The sequence below is a fragment of the Variovorax sp. R-27 genome (genome assembly GCF_049913215.1).
Classification (GTDB): Bacteria; Pseudomonadota; Gammaproteobacteria; order Burkholderiales; family Burkholderiaceae_C; genus Variovorax.
Map to the genome: position 1 here is coordinate 2392726 of NZ_CP183984.1, position 16280 is coordinate 2409005.

Below are 16280 nucleotides of genomic sequence, written 5' to 3' on the forward strand. Positions count from 1 at the left end.
TTGTTTGCTTTCCGAGGCCGGGTCTCGCCCTGGCGGGCGACCTACTTTTCTTTGCTTCGCCAAAGAAAAGTAGGCAAAAGAAAGGCGACCCTACTGTCTGCGTCCCTTCGCTTCGCTACGGGCAACCTGCGGTGCTCGACTCCGGAGGGGGGCCGAGCGAAGCAAAGGCCCGTGTTGTCTCCACCTCCCCTCTGGCTGCGCCGAGGAGCGGAGCGTTTCGCGGATCAGGGCCGCAGCTGTTTGAGCGAAGCGAGTTCTGCGGACCCCGCGAAACGCGAGCACCGCAGGTTGCCCCGTAGCGCAGCGAAGGGGTCGCAGACAGTGGGGTCGCCTTTTCTTTGGCTACTTTCTTTTGGCGAAGCAAAAGAAAGTAGCTCGCCCGCCGGGGCGAGACCCGGCCTCAGCCCTCCGCAAGGAGAGCAGCGATGAATCTCTCATTACCTTTCGTCCGCCGCCCCATAGGCACAGTCCTACTGACCATAGGCATAGCCCTGGCAGGCATAGCCGCATTCTTCGTCCTCCCAGTCTCCCCACTCCCCCAGGTCGATTACCCAGTCATCTCAGTAAGAGCCTCCATCCCCGGAGCAAGCCCCGAGACGATGGCAACCAGCGTAGCAACCCCGCTGGAGCGCCACCTGGGCACCATCGCAGGCGTCAACGAAATGACGTCCACCAGCTCGGTAGGCTCCGCCCGCGTCACCCTGCAATTCGACCTGAGCCGCAACATCGACGGCGCAGCCAGAGAAGTGCAGGCTGCCATCAACGCCAGCCGCGTCGACCTGCCCGCCACACTGAGAAGCAACCCGACCTACCGCAAGGCCAACCCCGCCGCCTCGCCGGTCATCATCCTGGCCCTCACGTCCAAGACCAAGACCCCGGGCCAGATCTACGACGCCGTCTCGAACATCGTCAGCCAGCGCCTGTCCCAGGTGGACGGCGTGGGCGACGTGGAAATCGGCGGGGGCTCGCTCCCGGCCGTGCGCATCGAGCTTCTGCCGTTCGCGCTCAGCCGCTACGGCATCAGCACCGAAGACGTGCGCGCCGCCATCCAGGCCTCCAACGCCAACCGCCCCAAGGGCATGGTCCAGGGCGAGGGCCGCAAGCTGCAGATCTACACGCAGACACCGGCCCTGCGCGCCAGCGACTACGCGCCGATGGTCATCGCCTGGCGCAACGGCGCGGCCGTGCGGCTGCAGGACGTGGCCGAGGTGGTCGACGGCGTGGAAGACACGCGCACGCTCGGCCTGTTCAACGGCGAGCCCGCGATCATCGTGCTGATCACGCGGCAGCCCTCGGCCAACATCATCGAGACCGTCGACAGCGTGCGCGCGCTGCTGCCCGAGCTGCAGGCTCAGCTGCCGCCCGACGTCACGCTGCAGGTGGCGTCGGACAGCACGAACTCCATCCGCGGCTCGCTGCGCGAGGTCGAGTTCACGCTGGTCATCTCGGTCATCCTGGTGGTGCTGGTGGTCAGCCTGTTCCTGCGCAGCGTACGCGCGACCATCGTGCCTGCGGTGGCCACGGTGGCGGCGCTGCTGGGCACTTTCGGGGTCATGTACCTGCTGGGCTTCAGCCTCAACAACCTGAGCCTGATGGCGCTCACGGTGGCCACCGGCTTCGTGGTGGACGACGCGATCGTCGTGCTCGAAAACACCAGCCGGCACATCGAGTCGGGCATGACGCGCATGAAGGCGGCGCTGCTGGGCGCCAAGGAAGTGGGCTTCACCGTGCTGTCGATCAGCGTGTCGCTGGTGGCGGTGTTCATTCCGCTGCTGTTCATGGGCGGACAGGTGGGCCGGCTGTTCCGCGAGTTCGCGGTGACGCTGTCGGCGGCGGTGATGATCTCGCTCGTCATCTCGCTGACCACCACGCCCATGATGTGCGCGTGGCTGCTCAAGCCCGGCGGCGAGCATGACAAGAGCAAGCCGCAAGGCCGCTTCGGTCGCATGGCCGCAAGCAGCTACGACTGGGTGCTCAAGCGCTACGAGACCAGCCTCGACTGGGCGCTCGACAGCAAGGCGTTGGTCATGCTGATCCTGGTGGCGGTGGTCGGGCTCAATGTGTATCTTTTCAGCGCTGCGCCCAAGGGCTTCTTCCCGCAGCAGGACAGCGGGCAGCTCAACGGCGGCCTGCGCGCCGACCAGAGCATTTCGTCGCAGGCGCTGGCTGCCAAGCTGCGGCAGGTGGTCGACATCATCCGCAAGGACGAGGCGGTCGACACTGTGGTCGGCTTCACCGGCGCGGGCCGGGCAGGGGGCGGCTTCATGTTCGTCAACCTGAAGCCGGCCAACCAGCGCAAGGACAGCGGCCTGGCCGTGATCGCGCGGCTGCGGCCACAGCTCAACGAGGTGACCGGCCTGCGCGTGTTCCTGGGCACGGTGCAGGACGTGCGCTCGGGCGGCCGCGCCAGCAATTCCACCTACCAGTACACGCTCAAGAGCGACTCCCTCGCCGACCTGCGCACCTGGGCCCTGAAGCTGTCCGACGAGCTGAAGATGCAGCCGGTGCTGACCGACATCGACACCGACCAGGACGAGAACGGTGTGGAGACGGTGGCCAAGGTCGACCCCGACAGCGCGCGCCGGCTGGGCCTTACTTCCACAGCCGTCGACAACGCGCTCTACAACGCCTTTGGGCAGCGGCAGGTGGCGACCATCTACACCGAGCTGAACCAGTACCACGTGGTGATGGAGTGGGCTCCACGCTACTCGCGCAGTCCCAATGCCTTGAGCGACGTTTACGTGCCGGCCACCAAGACGACGGTGGTGGCGGGCCAGACCGTGACCACGCAGGTGGCGGCGAGCACCACGACGTCGACGAGTTCAAGTTCGTCGTCGTCCTCGAGCACAGCCAGCAGCACCTCCGTGCCGGTGTCAGCCAACGCGGGCCTGCGCAGCGCATCGACCGGCAACGTGCTGAGCAACACGGCCACTGCGCTCGTGCCGCTGTCGGCGGTGGCGAAGTTCGAAGAGCAATCCGTCGCCACCTCGGTGAGCCATGAAGATGGCGAACTGGCGACCACCATCTCGTTCAACCTCGCCGAAGGCGCGAACCTCGGCGATGCGCGCGAGGCCATTGCCAAGGCCGAGGCCAACATCGCGATGCCCACCAACGTGCGCGGCGCCTTCGCCGGCACTGCGGCCAGCGCGCAGCAGTCGCAGGGCCAGCAGGCCATCTTGATCTTGGCCGCGCTGATCGTGATCTACATCGTGCTGGGCATCCTGTACGAGAGCCTGGTGCATCCGATCACCGTGCTGTCGACGCTGCCGTCGGCTGGCGTGGGCGCGGTGCTGGCGCTGCTGATGTTCCGCATGGAGTTCTCGATCATTGCGCTGATCGGCGTGTTCCTGCTGATCGGCATCGTGAAGAAGAACGCCATTCTGATCATCGACTTCGCGCTGGAGGCCGAGCGCTCGCGCGGGCTCTCGCCGCTGGAGGCGGTGCGCGAGGCCTGCCTGCTGCGCTTCCGCCCGATCCTGATGACCACGCTGGCGGCCGCACTGGGCGCGCTGCCGCTGGCCATCGGCTTCGGGGAGGGGGCCGAGCTGCGCCGGCCGCTGGGCGTGGCCATCATCGGCGGGCTGATCGCCAGCCAGCTGCTGACCCTGCTGACGACGCCGGTCGTCTATCTGCTGCTCGACAAATTGCGCCGCCGCGGCAAGAACGAACACGAACTGAGCCGGGTCGCGCCAGCTTGAGAACAACACCGCCATGAACGCACTGCTTTCCTTTTCCTCCTTCCGCGCGAGCCGCTTCCCGCTCTCGGCGCTCGCTCTGGCTGCTGTGCTCGCCGGCTGCTCCGTCGGCCCGCGCTACGAACAGCCCACCACCGCAGCTTCCGTCAACTGGAAGGAGCAGAAGACCGCCGAAGGCTGGCTGCCCGCCGCGCCGGCCGATGCGCTCGACCGCGGCGAATGGTGGAAGCTGTTCGGCGATGCCACGCTCGACGAACTGGCCGGCCGCGTGCAGGTGTCGAACCAGAACATCGCCGCGGCGGTGGCCAACTATTCGCAGGCCCAGGCGCTGGTGCGCGGCGAGCGGGCGGCGCTGTTCCCGTCGGTGTCGCTCGATGGCAGCGGCAAGCGGTCGGGCACGGTGGGCGGCAGCAGCACGTCGAGTCCGTCGAATGCCTTCTCGGCCACGCTGGGCGCCAGCTGGACGCCCGACGTGTGGGGCCGCTTGCGCGAAGCCGTGAGCAGCGCGCAGGCCAATGCACAGGCGAGCGAGGCCGACTTGGCCGCGGCGCGCCTGTCGGCCATCGGCGACCTGGCCACCAACTACTTTTCGCTGCGCGAGGCCGACACGGAGATCGTGCTGCTCGACGAAACCATCCAGGGCTACCAGCGCGCCTTCGAGATCACGAGCAACCGCTATCAGGCCGGCATCGCCGCGCAGACCGATGTGCTGCAGGCGCAGACGCAACTCGTCAACGCCAAGGCCGAACGCGTGGGCCTGCAGCGCACCCGCGCCACCTACGAGCACGCGATTGCCGCGTTGCTGGGCGTGGCACCAGCCGACTTCAGCCTGCCGGCCGCGCAATGGACGCCCGTGGTGCCCGGCGTGCCGCTCGGCGTGCCCTCGACGCTGCTGCAGCGCCGGCCCGACATCGCGGCCGCCGAGCGCACCGTGGCGGCGGCCAATTCGCAGATCGGCATTGCGCGCGCAGCCTACTTTCCGAACATCGGCCTCACTGCCTCGGTCGGCAGCAGCGCCAGCCGCGTGAAGGACCTGTTCAGCTCGGCCAACTCGCTGTGGTCGCTGGGCTTTTCGGTGGCGCAGGTGGTGTTCGACGCGGGCGCCATCGCGGCCAACGTCGATTCGGCCAAGGCCTCCTACGAGTCGAGCGTGGCGCGCTATCGGCAGACCGTGCTCACGGCTTTCCAGGCCGTGGAAGACCAGCTCACCGCGAGCGCGACGCTCGCCGAGCAGGAGGGCTTTCGCCGCGAGGCCTCGGCTGCGGCAGACAAGACCGAGCAGCAGTTGCTGAACCGCTATCGCGCCGCGCAGGTGAGCTACACCGACGTGGTCACCGCACAGGCCGCCGCGCTGAGCGCGCGGCGCACGCTTGTGCAGCTGCAGGTCAGTCGCCAGACCACGGCCATCGCGCTGATCCAGGCGATGGGCGGGGGCTGGCAGGCCGGGTGGATGGGCGATGGCAACAACGCCAAAGCGGACGCGGCAGCACCGCAACCCGCCGCTTCGCGCACGCAGTAAGCGACTGATCGATATGGAGGATGGGCACTGGGCCCATCCTCAGGCCCGGCGCTCAGGTCAATGCGCCGGACGGTCGCTGATGTTGCCCAGGTAGTCCTTGTCGGTTACCAGCACCCAGAGCGCCAGCACGAGGATCACCGCGGCGACGAGCACCGCATTGACCATCGCCGTCTCGACGCCACGGAAGCCGACCACCCAGGGCGATATCGCGAGCCAGGCCGCCAGCGCGACCTCGGTCCATTCTTCCCACTGTCGGGGCACGAAGGTCGCACCGAGCGCCACCGCGCCGAGCACGATGCCGGTCGCCACCATCGTCCACATGGCGGGCGTCAGGTCCGAAAAGCCCAGGACCCAGGGCGAGACGATCAGCCAGGCGCCGGCGACGGCGTTGACGGGGTCTTGCCAATGCTTCACTTGCTTCATGGTCATTACCTCCTGTCGCGACAAGGCGCCGCGACAAACGGTTTGACTTGCGCTGGCAGGGGAGGGTTCCGGGCCCTACTAGAGTGGCAACTCCAATGTTTCCCACTTGCGCAGCATGGTCACCTGCCGGCGGAGGTAGTCGGTCGGTATGGTCTGGGAGCCCCAGACAGGAACCCGTCCTGCGCACTCTCCCAGCAGCCAGATCTGCCGCACTGCCATGAAGCGTGGGATGGCGGCGAGGTCGGCATCGGCGACAGGCCGGGCCTCGCGATAGGCGGATATGAAGTTCCGCCACTGCCCCGTTGCCTTGTCGCTCAGTACGCCATCGGGCGTGCGCGGATGCAGGCTCCATGGATAGACCGCCAGTTCATAGGCCAGGTAGCCGGGGCCCGCCTCGTCGAAGTCGAAGAACACCGCCTCGTGCTGCTCCTGCGCACCGCGCACGATGAAGTTGTTGCTGCCGTGCGCGTCGCCGTGGCACAGGACGCGGCTGAGCTCGCCCAATGCCAGGACGTCGCTGTGCAGCCGCTGTCCCAGCATCTCGAATTGCGGGCGCAACTCGGCGGTCATGGTCGGAGCATGCAGCAGGCCCTGCAGGGGGCGCAGCAGCAGGTAGTCCAGGTCCAGGTGATAGCTGCTGGCCGGCCCCTGGTAGCTTTCGCCCGCAATGTGCAAGGCGGCCAGCCCGTGCGCAAAGGCTCCGATGTCATCGGCCGAGTCGCCGGTGAACTCTCCGTCCAGATACTCGAACAGCATCAGCGCCCGGGAGCCCTCTGGTAGCGACACGTGGATGGCGACTTCACCGTCCGCGGTGGGCAGGCAACGGGATACGGTGCATCCGGCCTGGGCCCAATGCTGCAGCGCGGCTGATTCGAACAGCATGTTGGGGCCGCCTCGGGGCCGCTCGGCGCAGAGCCGTGCCACGGCACGTCGCCCGCTGGCAAAGCTCAGCCGATAGACTTGATTGAAGCTGCGCCGCAGGAACTCGCTCTCGACCACTTCGCCCAGGCCGTAGTGCGCCTGAACGAGCTTCGCAATGCTTGCCGCCGTCGGCGTGGATTGCGCGATTTCCAGATTCATCTGGCGTCCCTAGGGAAAAAGGGCGCGATTATGCAGGTCGGCGGCAAACGGACTCAAAGCTGTACCCCCAGGAGATCGTCGATGCACAACATTGCCAGGTACTGGATCGCAGGCTTTCTCTTCCTGATTGCGCTGGTTTTGCCAGCCCAGGCGCAGACCACGCAGAAGGTGGTGGACATTCCCACCCGGCCAGGCGTAACGCAGCGGATGCTCGTGCTGTCGCCGCCAGCGCCAAGGGCTGCCGTGATCCTGCTCGCAGGCGGGCACGGCGGGCTGCAGATCTTTCCCAATGGTTCGTTCAACTGGGGCGCCGGGAATTTTCTCGTTCGCACGCGGCAGCTGTTTGCAGACCAAGGGCTCATGGTCGCCGTCGTCGATGCTCCGTCCGACCGACTGAGTCCACCCTACCTCAGCGGTTTTCGCCAGAAGCCGGAGCATGCGGCCGACCTCAAGGCGGTCATTGCGTGGATGCGAGAGCAATCCAGGGTGCCTGTGTGGCTTGTGGGCACCAGCCGGGGTACGCAGTCCGCGGCATACGTCGCGACCGAGCTCGCGGGCCCTGAAGGGCCGGACGGCATCGTGCTGAGCTCGACCATCCTCACCGACGACCGGGGACGGCCCGTTCCGGCAATGCCGCTGGAAAAGATCCGGGTTCCCGTTCTCGTCGTCCATCACGAGCAGGATGGTTGCGCGCTCTGCGCGTTTGCCAACGTGCCCGTCCTCATGGGAAAGCTCGAGAACTCGCCGAGGAAGGCGCTGCTGAGCTTCAAGGGCGGGGAGAACAGGGGCGACTCGTGCGAGGCCATGGCGTATCACGGCTTCAACGGGCTCGATCGCGAGGTTGTTCCGCAGATCGCCGACTGGATCATTGCCAGATAGGCAGGCTGTCCGGAAGGGCTACCGGGGGCGGGTTAACGCGTACAGCTGAAGAGAAGTTTACAAAAGTTAATAAATTTGAAGTAATCATCGAAAAAGTCCCGGAATAAAATTTTTACGGAAATCGGGGATATGAAGCTTTTGTACGCGGCCGTACCATCCGCGCGACCCGCTTCCGGCGCCCCCTAGTTCCCGACTTTCGATGACCCCCCCAGACCCCTCTCGGACACGAGCGTTGTCCGTGGCCGACACGCTGCGCAATCGCATCTTCGATGGTGTGATTGCCCCTGGCTCCCATTTGATGGAGATCTCGCTCGCCAACGAGCTTGGCGTGTCGCGCACTCCTGTGCGCGGCGCCATGGCGCGGCTGGCCGACGAGGGGCTGCTGTTGTATCTGCCCAACAAGGGCTTCCAGGTGCGCCGCTTCAACGCCAAGGACGTGTTCGACGCCTTCAGCGTGCGTGCCACGCTGGAGGGCATGTGCTGCCGCCTGATCAGCGAGCGCGGTCTCGAAGGCGGAGCCCTGGCGCAACTGACGGCCATGCTCGACGAGCAGTACGAAGTGCTGCACGGCAGAGGCGAATGGACTGACGTCCGGGCCGAGTGCTGGCAGGACCTGAACCAGGCCTTTCACCGCAAGCTGCTGACACTGGCGGACAACCGCTGGCTGACCGAGGCGGTGCAGCGAGCCAGCCAGTTGCCGATCATTTTCGACAGCAAGCTGCGTCCGCACAACCGCGATGCGTCGATGCAGCTGTACCGCCACGAACAGGCTCTGCAGGCGCTGGAAGAGCACTGCCGCATCGTCGAGGCGCTGGGCCGGCAGGAAGCCTCCAGCGCCGAAACCGCCATGCGCGACCACATCATCGCCAACCGCGACCTGCTGGTGCTTCACCTGAGTCAGCAGGCCGCCGGCCGCACCCGGGCGCTGATCTGAGCTCCTGGCCCTAGCCGCCGCGCGCCGCCGGCGGCGTGAGGTAGGCCCCCGATTCGAACAGCTGCGCCTCCGCCTGGTCGATGCGCCGGATCACCGGCTTGCCCGCGCGGCTGGCCAGCAGCTCGACCAGCGCTTCCGTCACCGCCACCCCGGCCGCGACCGACGGGAAGAACGAGGGGCTGTTGATCGTGAAGAGCAGCGTCTCGTCCGCCAGCAGCGACAGCGGCGAGGTCACGCTGTCGGTAATGGCGACGATGCGGCAACCCGCCGCCTTGGCCGCCTGCGCCACCTGCAGCGCCTCGCGCGAGTAGGGCGCGAAGCTCGCCACCACCAGCGCGTCGCCCTTGGCGAAGGCGCGCTGCTGCATTTCCAGCGAGCCGCCCTGGCCATCGACAAGGTGCACGCTGGCGCGAAAGAGCCGGTACACGTAGACGAATGAAAAGGCGATCGGAAAGCACGCCCTGAACCCCGCGGCGTGCACTGCCGGGGCCTTCTCGATCAGCGCGCAGGCCTTTTGCAGCGCCTGCTCGCTCTGCTGGTGCGTGGCTTCGAGATTGCGGCGCTGCACCTCGAACATTTCGCCGGTCAGCGTCTGGTCCTTGGCGCGGCCGACGAGCTGCTTGGCGCGTCCGCCGTAGGTTTCGGCGGAGCCCAGGCCCATGTCGGCGGCGAAGGCTTCCTTGAGCTGCGGCCAGCCTTCGAAGCCCAGATGCTGCGCGAAACGCACGAGGGTGGCGGGCGTGCTCTGCGAGCGCGTGCCGACGTTGCGCATCGAGCCCGTGACCACCTCGTTCGGATGGTCGAGCACGTAGCGCGCCACCTGCTGCAGGGCGGGGCTCAGTTCGTTGAAACGCTGGCGGATCTGCTCTCGGGCGCCCATGGCGGTGTCTCTCTTCGGCTGTCGTTGGAACAAATGTACCGGAGGGGCGAATGGTGGCAGTTGACGGAACAAATGTTCCAAATAATAATTCGGCAGAAACGTTAGTTCCAACCTTCGAATCCAGTTGCCAGCTCCCATGACGCACGTCTTCCACCGCCATCTTCGCCAGACCCCGCCCGTTGCCGCCGGCTCCCACGGCATGTTCATCCGCGACGCCGAAGGCCGCGAATACCTCGACGCCTCTGGCGGTGCGGCGGTGTCGTCGCTCGGCCATGCGCACCCCGAGGTGCTGGCCGCCATGCACGCGCAGATCGACAAGCTCGCCTATGCGCACACCAGCTTCTTCACGAGCGAAGTGGCCGAGCAACTGGCCGACGAAATGATCGGCTCCGCTCCCGAGGGCATGAGCCACGTCTACCTGGTGAGCGGTGGCTCGGAAGCGGTGGAGTCGGCGCTGAAGATGGCGCGCCAATACTTCGTCGAAATCGGCCAGCCGCAGCGCACGCACTTCATCGCGCGCCGCCAGAGCTACCACGGCAACACGCTGGGCGCGCTGGCCGTGGGCGGCAACGCATGGCGTCGCGAGCCCTTCGCACCCATCCTCGTGCCGGCCACGCACGTGTCGCCCTGCTACCCGTACCGCGAGCAACGCGATGACGAAAGCGCCGGGCAGTACGGCCTGCGCCTGGCGGCAGAGCTCGAAGCGGCCATCCTCGCGCAGGGCGCCGATCGAGTGATCGCCTTCGTGGCAGAGACCGTCGGCGGCGCCACGGCCGGCGTGCTCACGCCGGTGCCGGGTTACTTCAAGGCGGTGCGCGCGGTGTGCGACAAATACGGCGTGCTGCTGATCCTCGACGAGGTGATGTGCGGCATGGGCCGCACCGGCTCGCTGCACGCTTGCGAGCAGGAGGGCGTGGTGCCCGACCTCATGACCGTCGCCAAGGGCTTGGGCGGCGGCTACCAGCCGGTAGGCGCCGTGCTGGCGCAGCGCCGCATCGTCGAGGCCATGTCCAGCGGCAGCGGCTTCTTCCAGCACGGCCACACCTACCTCGGCCACCCGATGGCCTGCGCTGCTGCGCTCGCGGTGCAGCAGGTGATCCGGCGCGACGGGCTGGTCGCCAAGGTGCGCGAAGACGGCGTTGCCTTCGGCGCGATGCTGGCCGAGGCGCTGGGCGCGCACCCGCACGTGGGTGACATCCGCGGCCGCGGCTTTTTCTGGGGCATCGAGCTGGTGGCCGACCGCGCGAGCAAGACGCCCTTCGATCCGGCGCTGAAGGTCAACGCCACCGTCAAGAAGGACGCCATGGCGCGCGGCCTGCTGTGCTACCCCTTCGGCGGCACGGTCGATGGCCGGCTGGGCGACCACGTGCTGCTGGCGCCGCCCTTCATTGCCACGCGGCAAGACCTGCAGGAGATCGCCGCGCGGCTCGCGGCCTCCATCGATGCGGTCACACGCGCCGCCGCGCGCTGAGCGCTACCACTTTCCCATCCGCTTTTTCTTCAACCATCGTTCCGAGGAGCGTTCCATGCCCAAGCTTCGTCTGCCGTTTCCCTTTGGTGCCGCGCTCGCGGTGATTTTTGCGGCCTTCATGCCGCTCACGGCCGTGCAGGCCCAGGAGAGCGACACGCTCGCGAAGATAAAGGCCAGCGGCGCCATCACCTTCGGCTACCGGGAGTCGTCCTTCGGCTTCTCGTACCTCGACGGCAACCTCAAGCCCGTGGGCTACAGCATCGAGATCTGCAACCGCATCGTCGAGGCCGTGAAGAGCGAGCTGAAGATGCCGGCCATCGAGATCAAGTACCAGGCCGTCACCTCGGCTAATCGCATTCCGCTGGTGCAGAACGGCACGGTCGACATCGAATGCGGCTCCACCACCAACCTGGTCGAGCGGCAGAAGCAGGTGGCGTTTTCGCCGGACATCTTCCGCTACAACGTGCGCATGCTGGTGAAGGCCGATTCGGGCATCAAGAGCATTGCCGACCTGCAGGGCAAGACGGTGGCCACCACCAGCGGCACCACCTCGTTCCGCCTGCTGCGCGAGGCCGACCGCGGCCGCAGCCTCGAAGTGAACAACCTCGCGGGCAAGGACCACAGCGACTCCTTCCTGCTGGTGGAAAGCGGCCGCGCCCAGGCCTTCGTGCTCGACGACATCCTGCTGGCCGGGCAGATCGCGAATGCGCGCAACCCGAAGGACTTCATCATCACCGGCGAGAGCCTGCGCACCGAGAACCAGTCGCTGATGTTCCGCAAGGACGACCCGGCCTTCAAGGCGCTGGTCGACCGCGTCGTGTCGGGCATGATGAAGTCGGGCGAGATGGAAAAGCTCTATGCCAAGTGGTTCATGTCGCCGATTCCGCCGAAGGGCATCAACATCAACTACCCGCTGAATGCCGAGACGAAGGAAGCGTTCGCCAATCCTTCTTCGAAGGGCATCTGAGCTTTTGAAGAGCCTCTGAATTCATGACCCGCATTGCCCTGATCCACGCGCTCTCGCACTCCGTCGCGCCCATCAACGAAGCCTTCGCGCGCGACTGGCCCGAGGCCGTGCGCATGAACCTGCTCGACGACAGCCTCTCGGCCGATCTGGCGCGCAACGGCAAGGGGCTCGACGCCGCGATGCACGAGCGCTTCCAGCGCCTGGCGCAGTACGCGGTCGATACGGGCGCGCAGGGCATTCTCTTCACCTGCTCGGCCTTCGGGCCGTGCATCGAGGCGGTGGCGCGGCGGCATGCAGGCATTCCGGTGCTCAAGCCCAACGAGGCCATGATCGACGAGGCGGCGCAAGGGCAGGGGCGGCTCGGGTTGATCGCGACCTTTGCGCCCACGCTGGCCTCGATGCCGCCGGAGTTTCCGCAAGGCACAGCACTCGAAACCTCGCTGGCCGAGGGTGCACTCGACGCCCTGAATGCCGGCGATGTGCAGCGACACGATGCCTTGATCGCCGCGCAGGCTGTGGCGCTGCGAGAGCGCGGCTGCACGCGCATTGCACTGGCGCAGTTCAGCATGGCCAGGGCACGTGCTGCCTGCGAGGCCGCCAGCGGCCTGCCGGTGCTGACCACGGTCGACAGCGCGGTGCGCGCGCTGCGCCGGCGCACGGCTCAGTAGCGTGAACGCGAGCCTTCGATGACCGAGAACAGCGCCGTGATCGCGATCTGGGCCGCGTCGCTGCGCCCCAGGTTGCGGGTAAGGCCGGTTTCGCGATCAGTCGCCTCCAGGCCCTGCGACAGGCGCCGGTAGATGTCCGCCGAGGGCATGCTCGCCGAGGTGCCCAGCGCGTCGCAATAGGTGTCGGTGAGAACGCCCGCGAGCTGTTCGCTCTGTGCGTTCGACAGCTTCATCGGGTCACCCGCGAACATGGCGGCGATGCAGTGCATCAGGTAGGCCTGTGTTTCGAGCGAGAACGACTGTTGCCGCACGTAGCATTCCACGGCCGCCCAGAAGAGCGGCTCCGAAGTGCGGCGCCAGGCCTCCAGCACCTTGCGCGCCTTGGCCACCAGGTCCGCGTGCGTGTCGCCGGGCTCGGTGGGGCGCAGCGCCAGGCCCTGCAGGGTGAGTGCGGCTTCGGAACCGGACACGCCGAGGATGAAGCTCCAGAACTTCCAGCGGGCGTACCACTTCTTGTCGTGAGCCGGGTCTAGCGGCTCGAGCAGCCAGAAATCGATGCTCTGCGCGGCATCGCCGTGCTGTTCGGCCAGGTGGCCGTCGCCGAGGTCGAGTGCCTGCATGCCCGACTGCATGCGGTCGGCCGCGATGTGGCCCTGGGCGACGATGCCGGCGCTCGAGCCCGAGCGGTCGATGTCGAGCAGCCGCTGCATCAGCTGCTGCAGTTCGTGGGCCGACGCGCCGGTGGCCTCGGTAACGCGCCGCATCGAGGCGCACTGCTCGCGCTCGAGGTCCTGTGCATTCTTGCGACGGTCTTCGCCGTGGTCGTCGACGGTCGAGTTATGTTCTTCGTGCCCGTTGGCGGGCATTGGCGTTCGCATTTGGCGCAAGCTCCTTCGGACATCACACATGCCCGGTAATGCACTACTTTGTGTTAACGCACTGCATCTGAACATCACCGGAACTGGGGATCCTGAATTCCTCCTGACCGACCCATCGTGATAATGGCTGCTCTTAAAAGGAGTACGCGTGGATATTGTTTTGCTGGCCAAGGCCGCCGTCATGGGCATCGTCGAGGGGCTGACCGAATTCCTTCCGATCTCATCGACCGGCCATCTGATTCTTGCGGGCTCGCTGCTCGGCGGCTTCGGCGACAACCGGGGCAAGGTTTTCGAGATCGCCATCCAGACCGGCGCGATCTTCGCGGTGATCCTGGTCTATTGGCAGAAGATCAAATCGACCGTTGTCGCATTGCCGCGGCAACCGAAGGCACAGCGACTGGCGCTGAACATCTTCATCGGCTTTCTTCCCGCGGTGGTGCTGGGCCTGCTGTTCGGCAAGGTCATCAAGGAGCACCTGTTCATTCCGACCGTGGTGGCAAGCACCTTCATCATCGGCGGCTTCATCATCTTGTGGGCAGAGAAGCGGCCGCCGGGCTCGGTGCGCGTCGAGCACGTGGACGACCTGACGCCGTGGGATGCGCTGAAGGTCGGCCTGGTGCAGTGCTTCGCGATGATCCCGGGCACGAGCCGCAGCGGCTCGACCATCATCGGCGGCATGCTGCTGGGCCTGTCGCGCCAGGCGGCGACCGATTTCTCGTTCTTCCTCGCTATTCCTACGCTGATCGGCGCAGGGCTCTACAGCATCTACAAGGAGCGCGCGGCGCTGTCGATGGCCGACATCCCGCTGTTCGCCGTGGGGCTGGTGTTCTCGTTCATCAGCGCCTGGCTGTGCGTGCGTTGGCTGCTGAAGTTCATCAGCACCCACAACTTCATTCCGTTCGCCTGGTACCGCATTGCCTTCGGCATCCTGGTGCTGGCCACGGCGTGGACCGGCACGGTGGTCTGGGCCGACTGATCCAGCCCTGAAGCTTCAGGCTGCGGCGCCCAGCAGGGCGCTGGCGGCCCGGGCCTCCTGCCGCACCGCCGTGGCAATGGGCCCGTCGATGGCCGGATCGAAGCCCCCCGTGGCGCCCAGTGCGGTGATCACGGCGCACACCCGGCCCGCATAGTCGTACACCGGCGCCGCCACGGCGCTGATGCCGCGCAGGTAGGTGTCTTTCACGCTGGCGCAGTGCGCCTGCCGCACCTCGCGGCGCAGATGCCCGATCGGGTCTTTCGCGTCGAGCTGCGCCCGCATTTCGGGCGTGGCCTCGCCCAGCTCCTGCTCGGCCAGCGCCAGCACGCGCGATTCGTCGAGCAGACCCAGGAAGGCGCGGCCGGTCGCCGACCACAGCATCGACATCACCGAGCCGGCGCGCACGTTCACCGTCACCGGCAGGCCCGGTTCCTCGAAACGCACGATGGTCGGGCCCTTGTTGCCCATGACCGCGACGAAGCACGTCACCTCCAGCGACTCGCGCAGGCGGATCAGGCAGGGCTCGGCCGCGCGGATCGGGTCGGCCTGCCGCATGGCAGCCAGGCCGATCTGGATGGCTTCGGTGCCCAGGTAGTAGTGCTGCGAGGCGGCGTCCTGCAGCACGAGGCCCGCTTCCATCAGGCTGGCGAGGTAGCGGTGAACCTTGGCCGGGCTCTCGGCGACGTGCGCCGACAACGCCGTGAGGCTGCTGCGGCCGCCCAGGTGCGCCAGCCCCTTGAGCACGGCCATGCCGGTTTCGGCGGATTGCACGCGCTGGCGGCGCTCGCGGGCGGGGGAGGTGGGGGAGGAAGGGCTGGGTTCCGGAGATGAGGTCATGTCGCCTTCATGTTAGGTGCTCGGCCTGCATGGCCGGGTAAACCCGCGATTTTGTGATTACGCTATGCGTATGATAATTACGCAATACACAATATCCAATCCGGAGACACCCCATGAAGAAGTGCATTGCCGTGATCCTTTCGCTGGTAGCTGCTGCCAGCGCAAGCGCCCAGACATTTCCCGCCAAGCCGATCCGCTGGATCGTTCCGTACGCGGCCGGCGGCGGTTCCGACTTTCTCGCGCGCACGGTCGCCCAGACGCTGTCCACCCAGGTGGCGCAGCCGGTGCTGGTGGACAACAAGCCCGGCGGCAACACCGCTCTGGCCGCCGCCGAAACCGCGCGTGCCCCGGCCGACGGCTACACCATCCTCTCGGCCGACAACGGCACGCTGGTCTTCAACCCCGCGCTCTACAAGTCGCTGAGCTACAGCCCGACGAAAGACCTCGCGCCCGTCACGCTGATGGGCAAGTTCCCGATGATCCTGGTGGTCGGCGCGAACTCGGGCTTCGCCTCGGCCAAGGACTTCATCGCCCAGGCCAGGGCCAAGCCCGGCGGCATCAACTACGCCTCGGCCGGCGCGGGCAGCCCGCACCACCTCGCGATGGAGCTGCTGAAGGTGGAAGCGAAGCTCTTCATGGTCCATGTGCCGTACCGCGGCGCGGCGCCTGCGCTGGCCGACGTGGTCGGCGGGCAACTGCCGGCCATGATGGTCGACCTGGCCGCGGGCTCCGGCTTCATCAAGGGCGGCAAGGTGCGCGCGCTGGCCGTGGCCAACCCCACGCGCCTGCCGCAGTTGCCCGACGTGCCCACCTTCGCCGAGCTCGGCTACAAGAACGTCGAGGCTGCCGCGCTGGTCGGCGTGGTGGTGCCTTCGGCCACGCCCAGCGAGGTGGTGAACACGCTCAACCGCCAGATCGTCGCGGCCATCAACGAGCCCTCGGTGCGCACGCGCATGGTCGACTTCGGCGTGGAGCCGGTGGGCAACACGCCAGCCCAGTACACCGAGCTGCTGAAGAACGAAACCGTGCGCTGGCACAAGCTGATCCGCGACCTGAAGATCACCCTCGACTGA

At 66.8% G+C, this 16280-nt stretch carries 14 protein-coding genes; 9 read left to right on the forward strand and 5 right to left on the reverse strand.

The window, feature by feature from the left end; all coding sequences use genetic code 11:
- Positions 1-425: 425 nt before the first annotated feature.
- Together ACN9MV_RS11095 and ACN9MV_RS11100 are read left to right on the forward strand one after the other, a co-directional pair.
- Positions 426-3698, forward strand: coding sequence for an efflux RND transporter permease subunit (locus ACN9MV_RS11095; RefSeq protein ID WP_426392212.1), 3273 nt, complete (start codon positions 426-428; stop codon positions 3696-3698).
- Positions 3699-3711: 13 nt separating this feature from the next.
- Positions 3712-5214, forward strand: a complete 1503-nt coding sequence (locus ACN9MV_RS11100) for an efflux transporter outer membrane subunit (RefSeq protein ID WP_093082355.1) — start codon at positions 3712-3714, stop codon at positions 5212-5214.
- A gap of 57 nt (positions 5215-5271) precedes the next feature.
- Here ACN9MV_RS11100 and ACN9MV_RS11105 read toward each other — a convergent pair whose 3' ends face one another.
- Entirely contained in the window at positions 5272-5637 is a 366-nt protein-coding gene (locus ACN9MV_RS11105) for an SPW repeat protein (protein ID WP_093059100.1), read from the reverse strand.
- 78 nt (positions 5638-5715) lie between these two features.
- Entirely contained in the window at positions 5716-6717 is a 1002-nt protein-coding gene (locus ACN9MV_RS11110; protein WP_426392214.1) for a phosphotransferase enzyme family protein, read from the reverse strand.
- A gap of 81 nt (positions 6718-6798) precedes the next feature.
- Between ACN9MV_RS11110 and ACN9MV_RS11115 the strand changes: the two genes are divergently transcribed.
- On the forward strand, positions 6799-7596 hold the full coding sequence (locus tag ACN9MV_RS11115; RefSeq protein WP_426392216.1) for an alpha/beta hydrolase: 798 nt from the start codon (positions 6799-6801) through the stop codon (positions 7594-7596).
- Between the two features lie 238 nt (positions 7597-7834).
- Positions 7835-8530, forward strand: coding sequence for a GntR family transcriptional regulator (locus tag ACN9MV_RS11120; RefSeq protein ID WP_426392217.1), 696 nt, complete (start codon positions 7835-7837; stop codon positions 8528-8530).
- A gap of 10 nt (positions 8531-8540) precedes the next feature.
- On the opposite strand, the gene ACN9MV_RS11125 is transcribed toward ACN9MV_RS11120, so the two are convergent.
- Positions 8541-9410 (reverse strand): MurR/RpiR family transcriptional regulator, encoded by an 870-nt coding sequence (locus ACN9MV_RS11125; RefSeq protein WP_426392218.1) that lies wholly within the window; start codon positions 9408-9410, stop codon positions 8541-8543.
- Between the two features lie 136 nt (positions 9411-9546).
- Between ACN9MV_RS11125 and ACN9MV_RS11130 the strand changes: the two genes are divergently transcribed.
- Genes ACN9MV_RS11130 through ACN9MV_RS11140 form a run of 3 tightly spaced genes read left to right on the forward strand, consistent with a single transcriptional unit; the run spans position 9547 to position 12516 of the window.
- The gene (locus ACN9MV_RS11130; protein WP_426392219.1) at positions 9547-10881 is read left to right on the forward strand and encodes an aspartate aminotransferase family protein; all 1335 of its coding nucleotides are present in this window, start codon (positions 9547-9549) and stop codon (positions 10879-10881) included.
- Positions 10882-10936: 55 nt separating this feature from the next.
- Positions 10937-11848: a transporter substrate-binding domain-containing protein gene (locus tag ACN9MV_RS11135; protein ID WP_307617262.1), complete on the forward strand. Its 912-nt coding sequence runs from the start codon at positions 10937-10939 to the stop codon at positions 11846-11848.
- Between the two features lie 23 nt (positions 11849-11871).
- Entirely contained in the window at positions 11872-12516 is a 645-nt protein-coding gene (locus ACN9MV_RS11140) for an aspartate/glutamate racemase family protein (RefSeq protein WP_426392221.1), read from the forward strand.
- On the opposite strand, the gene ACN9MV_RS11145 is transcribed toward ACN9MV_RS11140, so the two are convergent.
- The gene (locus ACN9MV_RS11145; protein ID WP_093059046.1) at positions 12510-13394 is read right to left on the reverse strand and encodes a hypothetical protein; all 885 of its coding nucleotides are present in this window, start codon (positions 13392-13394) and stop codon (positions 12510-12512) included. The genes ACN9MV_RS11140 and ACN9MV_RS11145 overlap by 7 nt on opposite strands.
- A gap of 148 nt (positions 13395-13542) precedes the next feature.
- On the opposite strand from ACN9MV_RS11145, the gene ACN9MV_RS11150 reads away from it, so the two are divergent.
- Positions 13543-14370 (forward strand): undecaprenyl-diphosphate phosphatase, encoded by an 828-nt coding sequence (locus ACN9MV_RS11150; protein WP_093059047.1) that lies wholly within the window; start codon positions 13543-13545, stop codon positions 14368-14370.
- Positions 14371-14385: 15 nt separating this feature from the next.
- Here the strand turns inward: ACN9MV_RS11150 and ACN9MV_RS11155 are convergent, their stop codons facing one another.
- On the reverse strand, positions 14386-15207 hold the full coding sequence (locus tag ACN9MV_RS11155) for an IclR family transcriptional regulator (RefSeq protein ID WP_426392223.1): 822 nt from the start codon (positions 15205-15207) through the stop codon (positions 14386-14388).
- Between the two features lie 113 nt (positions 15208-15320).
- On the opposite strand from ACN9MV_RS11155, the gene ACN9MV_RS11160 reads away from it, so the two are divergent.
- Positions 15321-16280 (forward strand): Bug family tripartite tricarboxylate transporter substrate binding protein, encoded by a 960-nt coding sequence (locus ACN9MV_RS11160; protein ID WP_426392225.1) that lies wholly within the window; start codon positions 15321-15323, stop codon positions 16278-16280.

Coding starts and splice junctions, on each gene's coding strand:
- ACN9MV_RS11160 (WP_426392225.1), top strand. CDS start 15,321: ATGAAGAAGTGCATTGCCGTGATCCTTTCGCTGGTAGCTGCTGCCAGC.
- ACN9MV_RS11130 (WP_426392219.1), top strand. CDS start 9,547: ATGACGCACGTCTTCCACCGCCATCTTCGCCAGACCCCGCCCGTTGCC.
- ACN9MV_RS11100 (WP_093082355.1), top strand. CDS start 3,712: ATGAACGCACTGCTTTCCTTTTCCTCCTTCCGCGCGAGCCGCTTCCCG.
- ACN9MV_RS11135 (WP_307617262.1), top strand. CDS start 10,937: ATGCCCAAGCTTCGTCTGCCGTTTCCCTTTGGTGCCGCGCTCGCGGTG.
- ACN9MV_RS11110 (WP_426392214.1), bottom strand. CDS start 6,717: ATGAATCTGGAAATCGCGCAATCCACGCCGACGGCGGCAAGCATTGCG.
- ACN9MV_RS11145 (WP_093059046.1), bottom strand. CDS start 13,394: ATGCGAACGCCAATGCCCGCCAACGGGCACGAAGAACATAACTCGACC.
- ACN9MV_RS11140 (WP_426392221.1), top strand. CDS start 11,872: ATGACCCGCATTGCCCTGATCCACGCGCTCTCGCACTCCGTCGCGCCC.
- ACN9MV_RS11095 (WP_426392212.1), top strand. CDS start 426: ATGAATCTCTCATTACCTTTCGTCCGCCGCCCCATAGGCACAGTCCTA.
- ACN9MV_RS11105 (WP_093059100.1), bottom strand. CDS start 5,637: ATGAAGCAAGTGAAGCATTGGCAAGACCCCGTCAACGCCGTCGCCGGC.
- ACN9MV_RS11125 (WP_426392218.1), bottom strand. CDS start 9,410: ATGGGCGCCCGAGAGCAGATCCGCCAGCGTTTCAACGAACTGAGCCCC.
- ACN9MV_RS11115 (WP_426392216.1), top strand. CDS start 6,799: ATGCACAACATTGCCAGGTACTGGATCGCAGGCTTTCTCTTCCTGATT.
- ACN9MV_RS11155 (WP_426392223.1), bottom strand. CDS start 15,207: ATGACCTCATCTCCGGAACCCAGCCCTTCCTCCCCCACCTCCCCCGCC.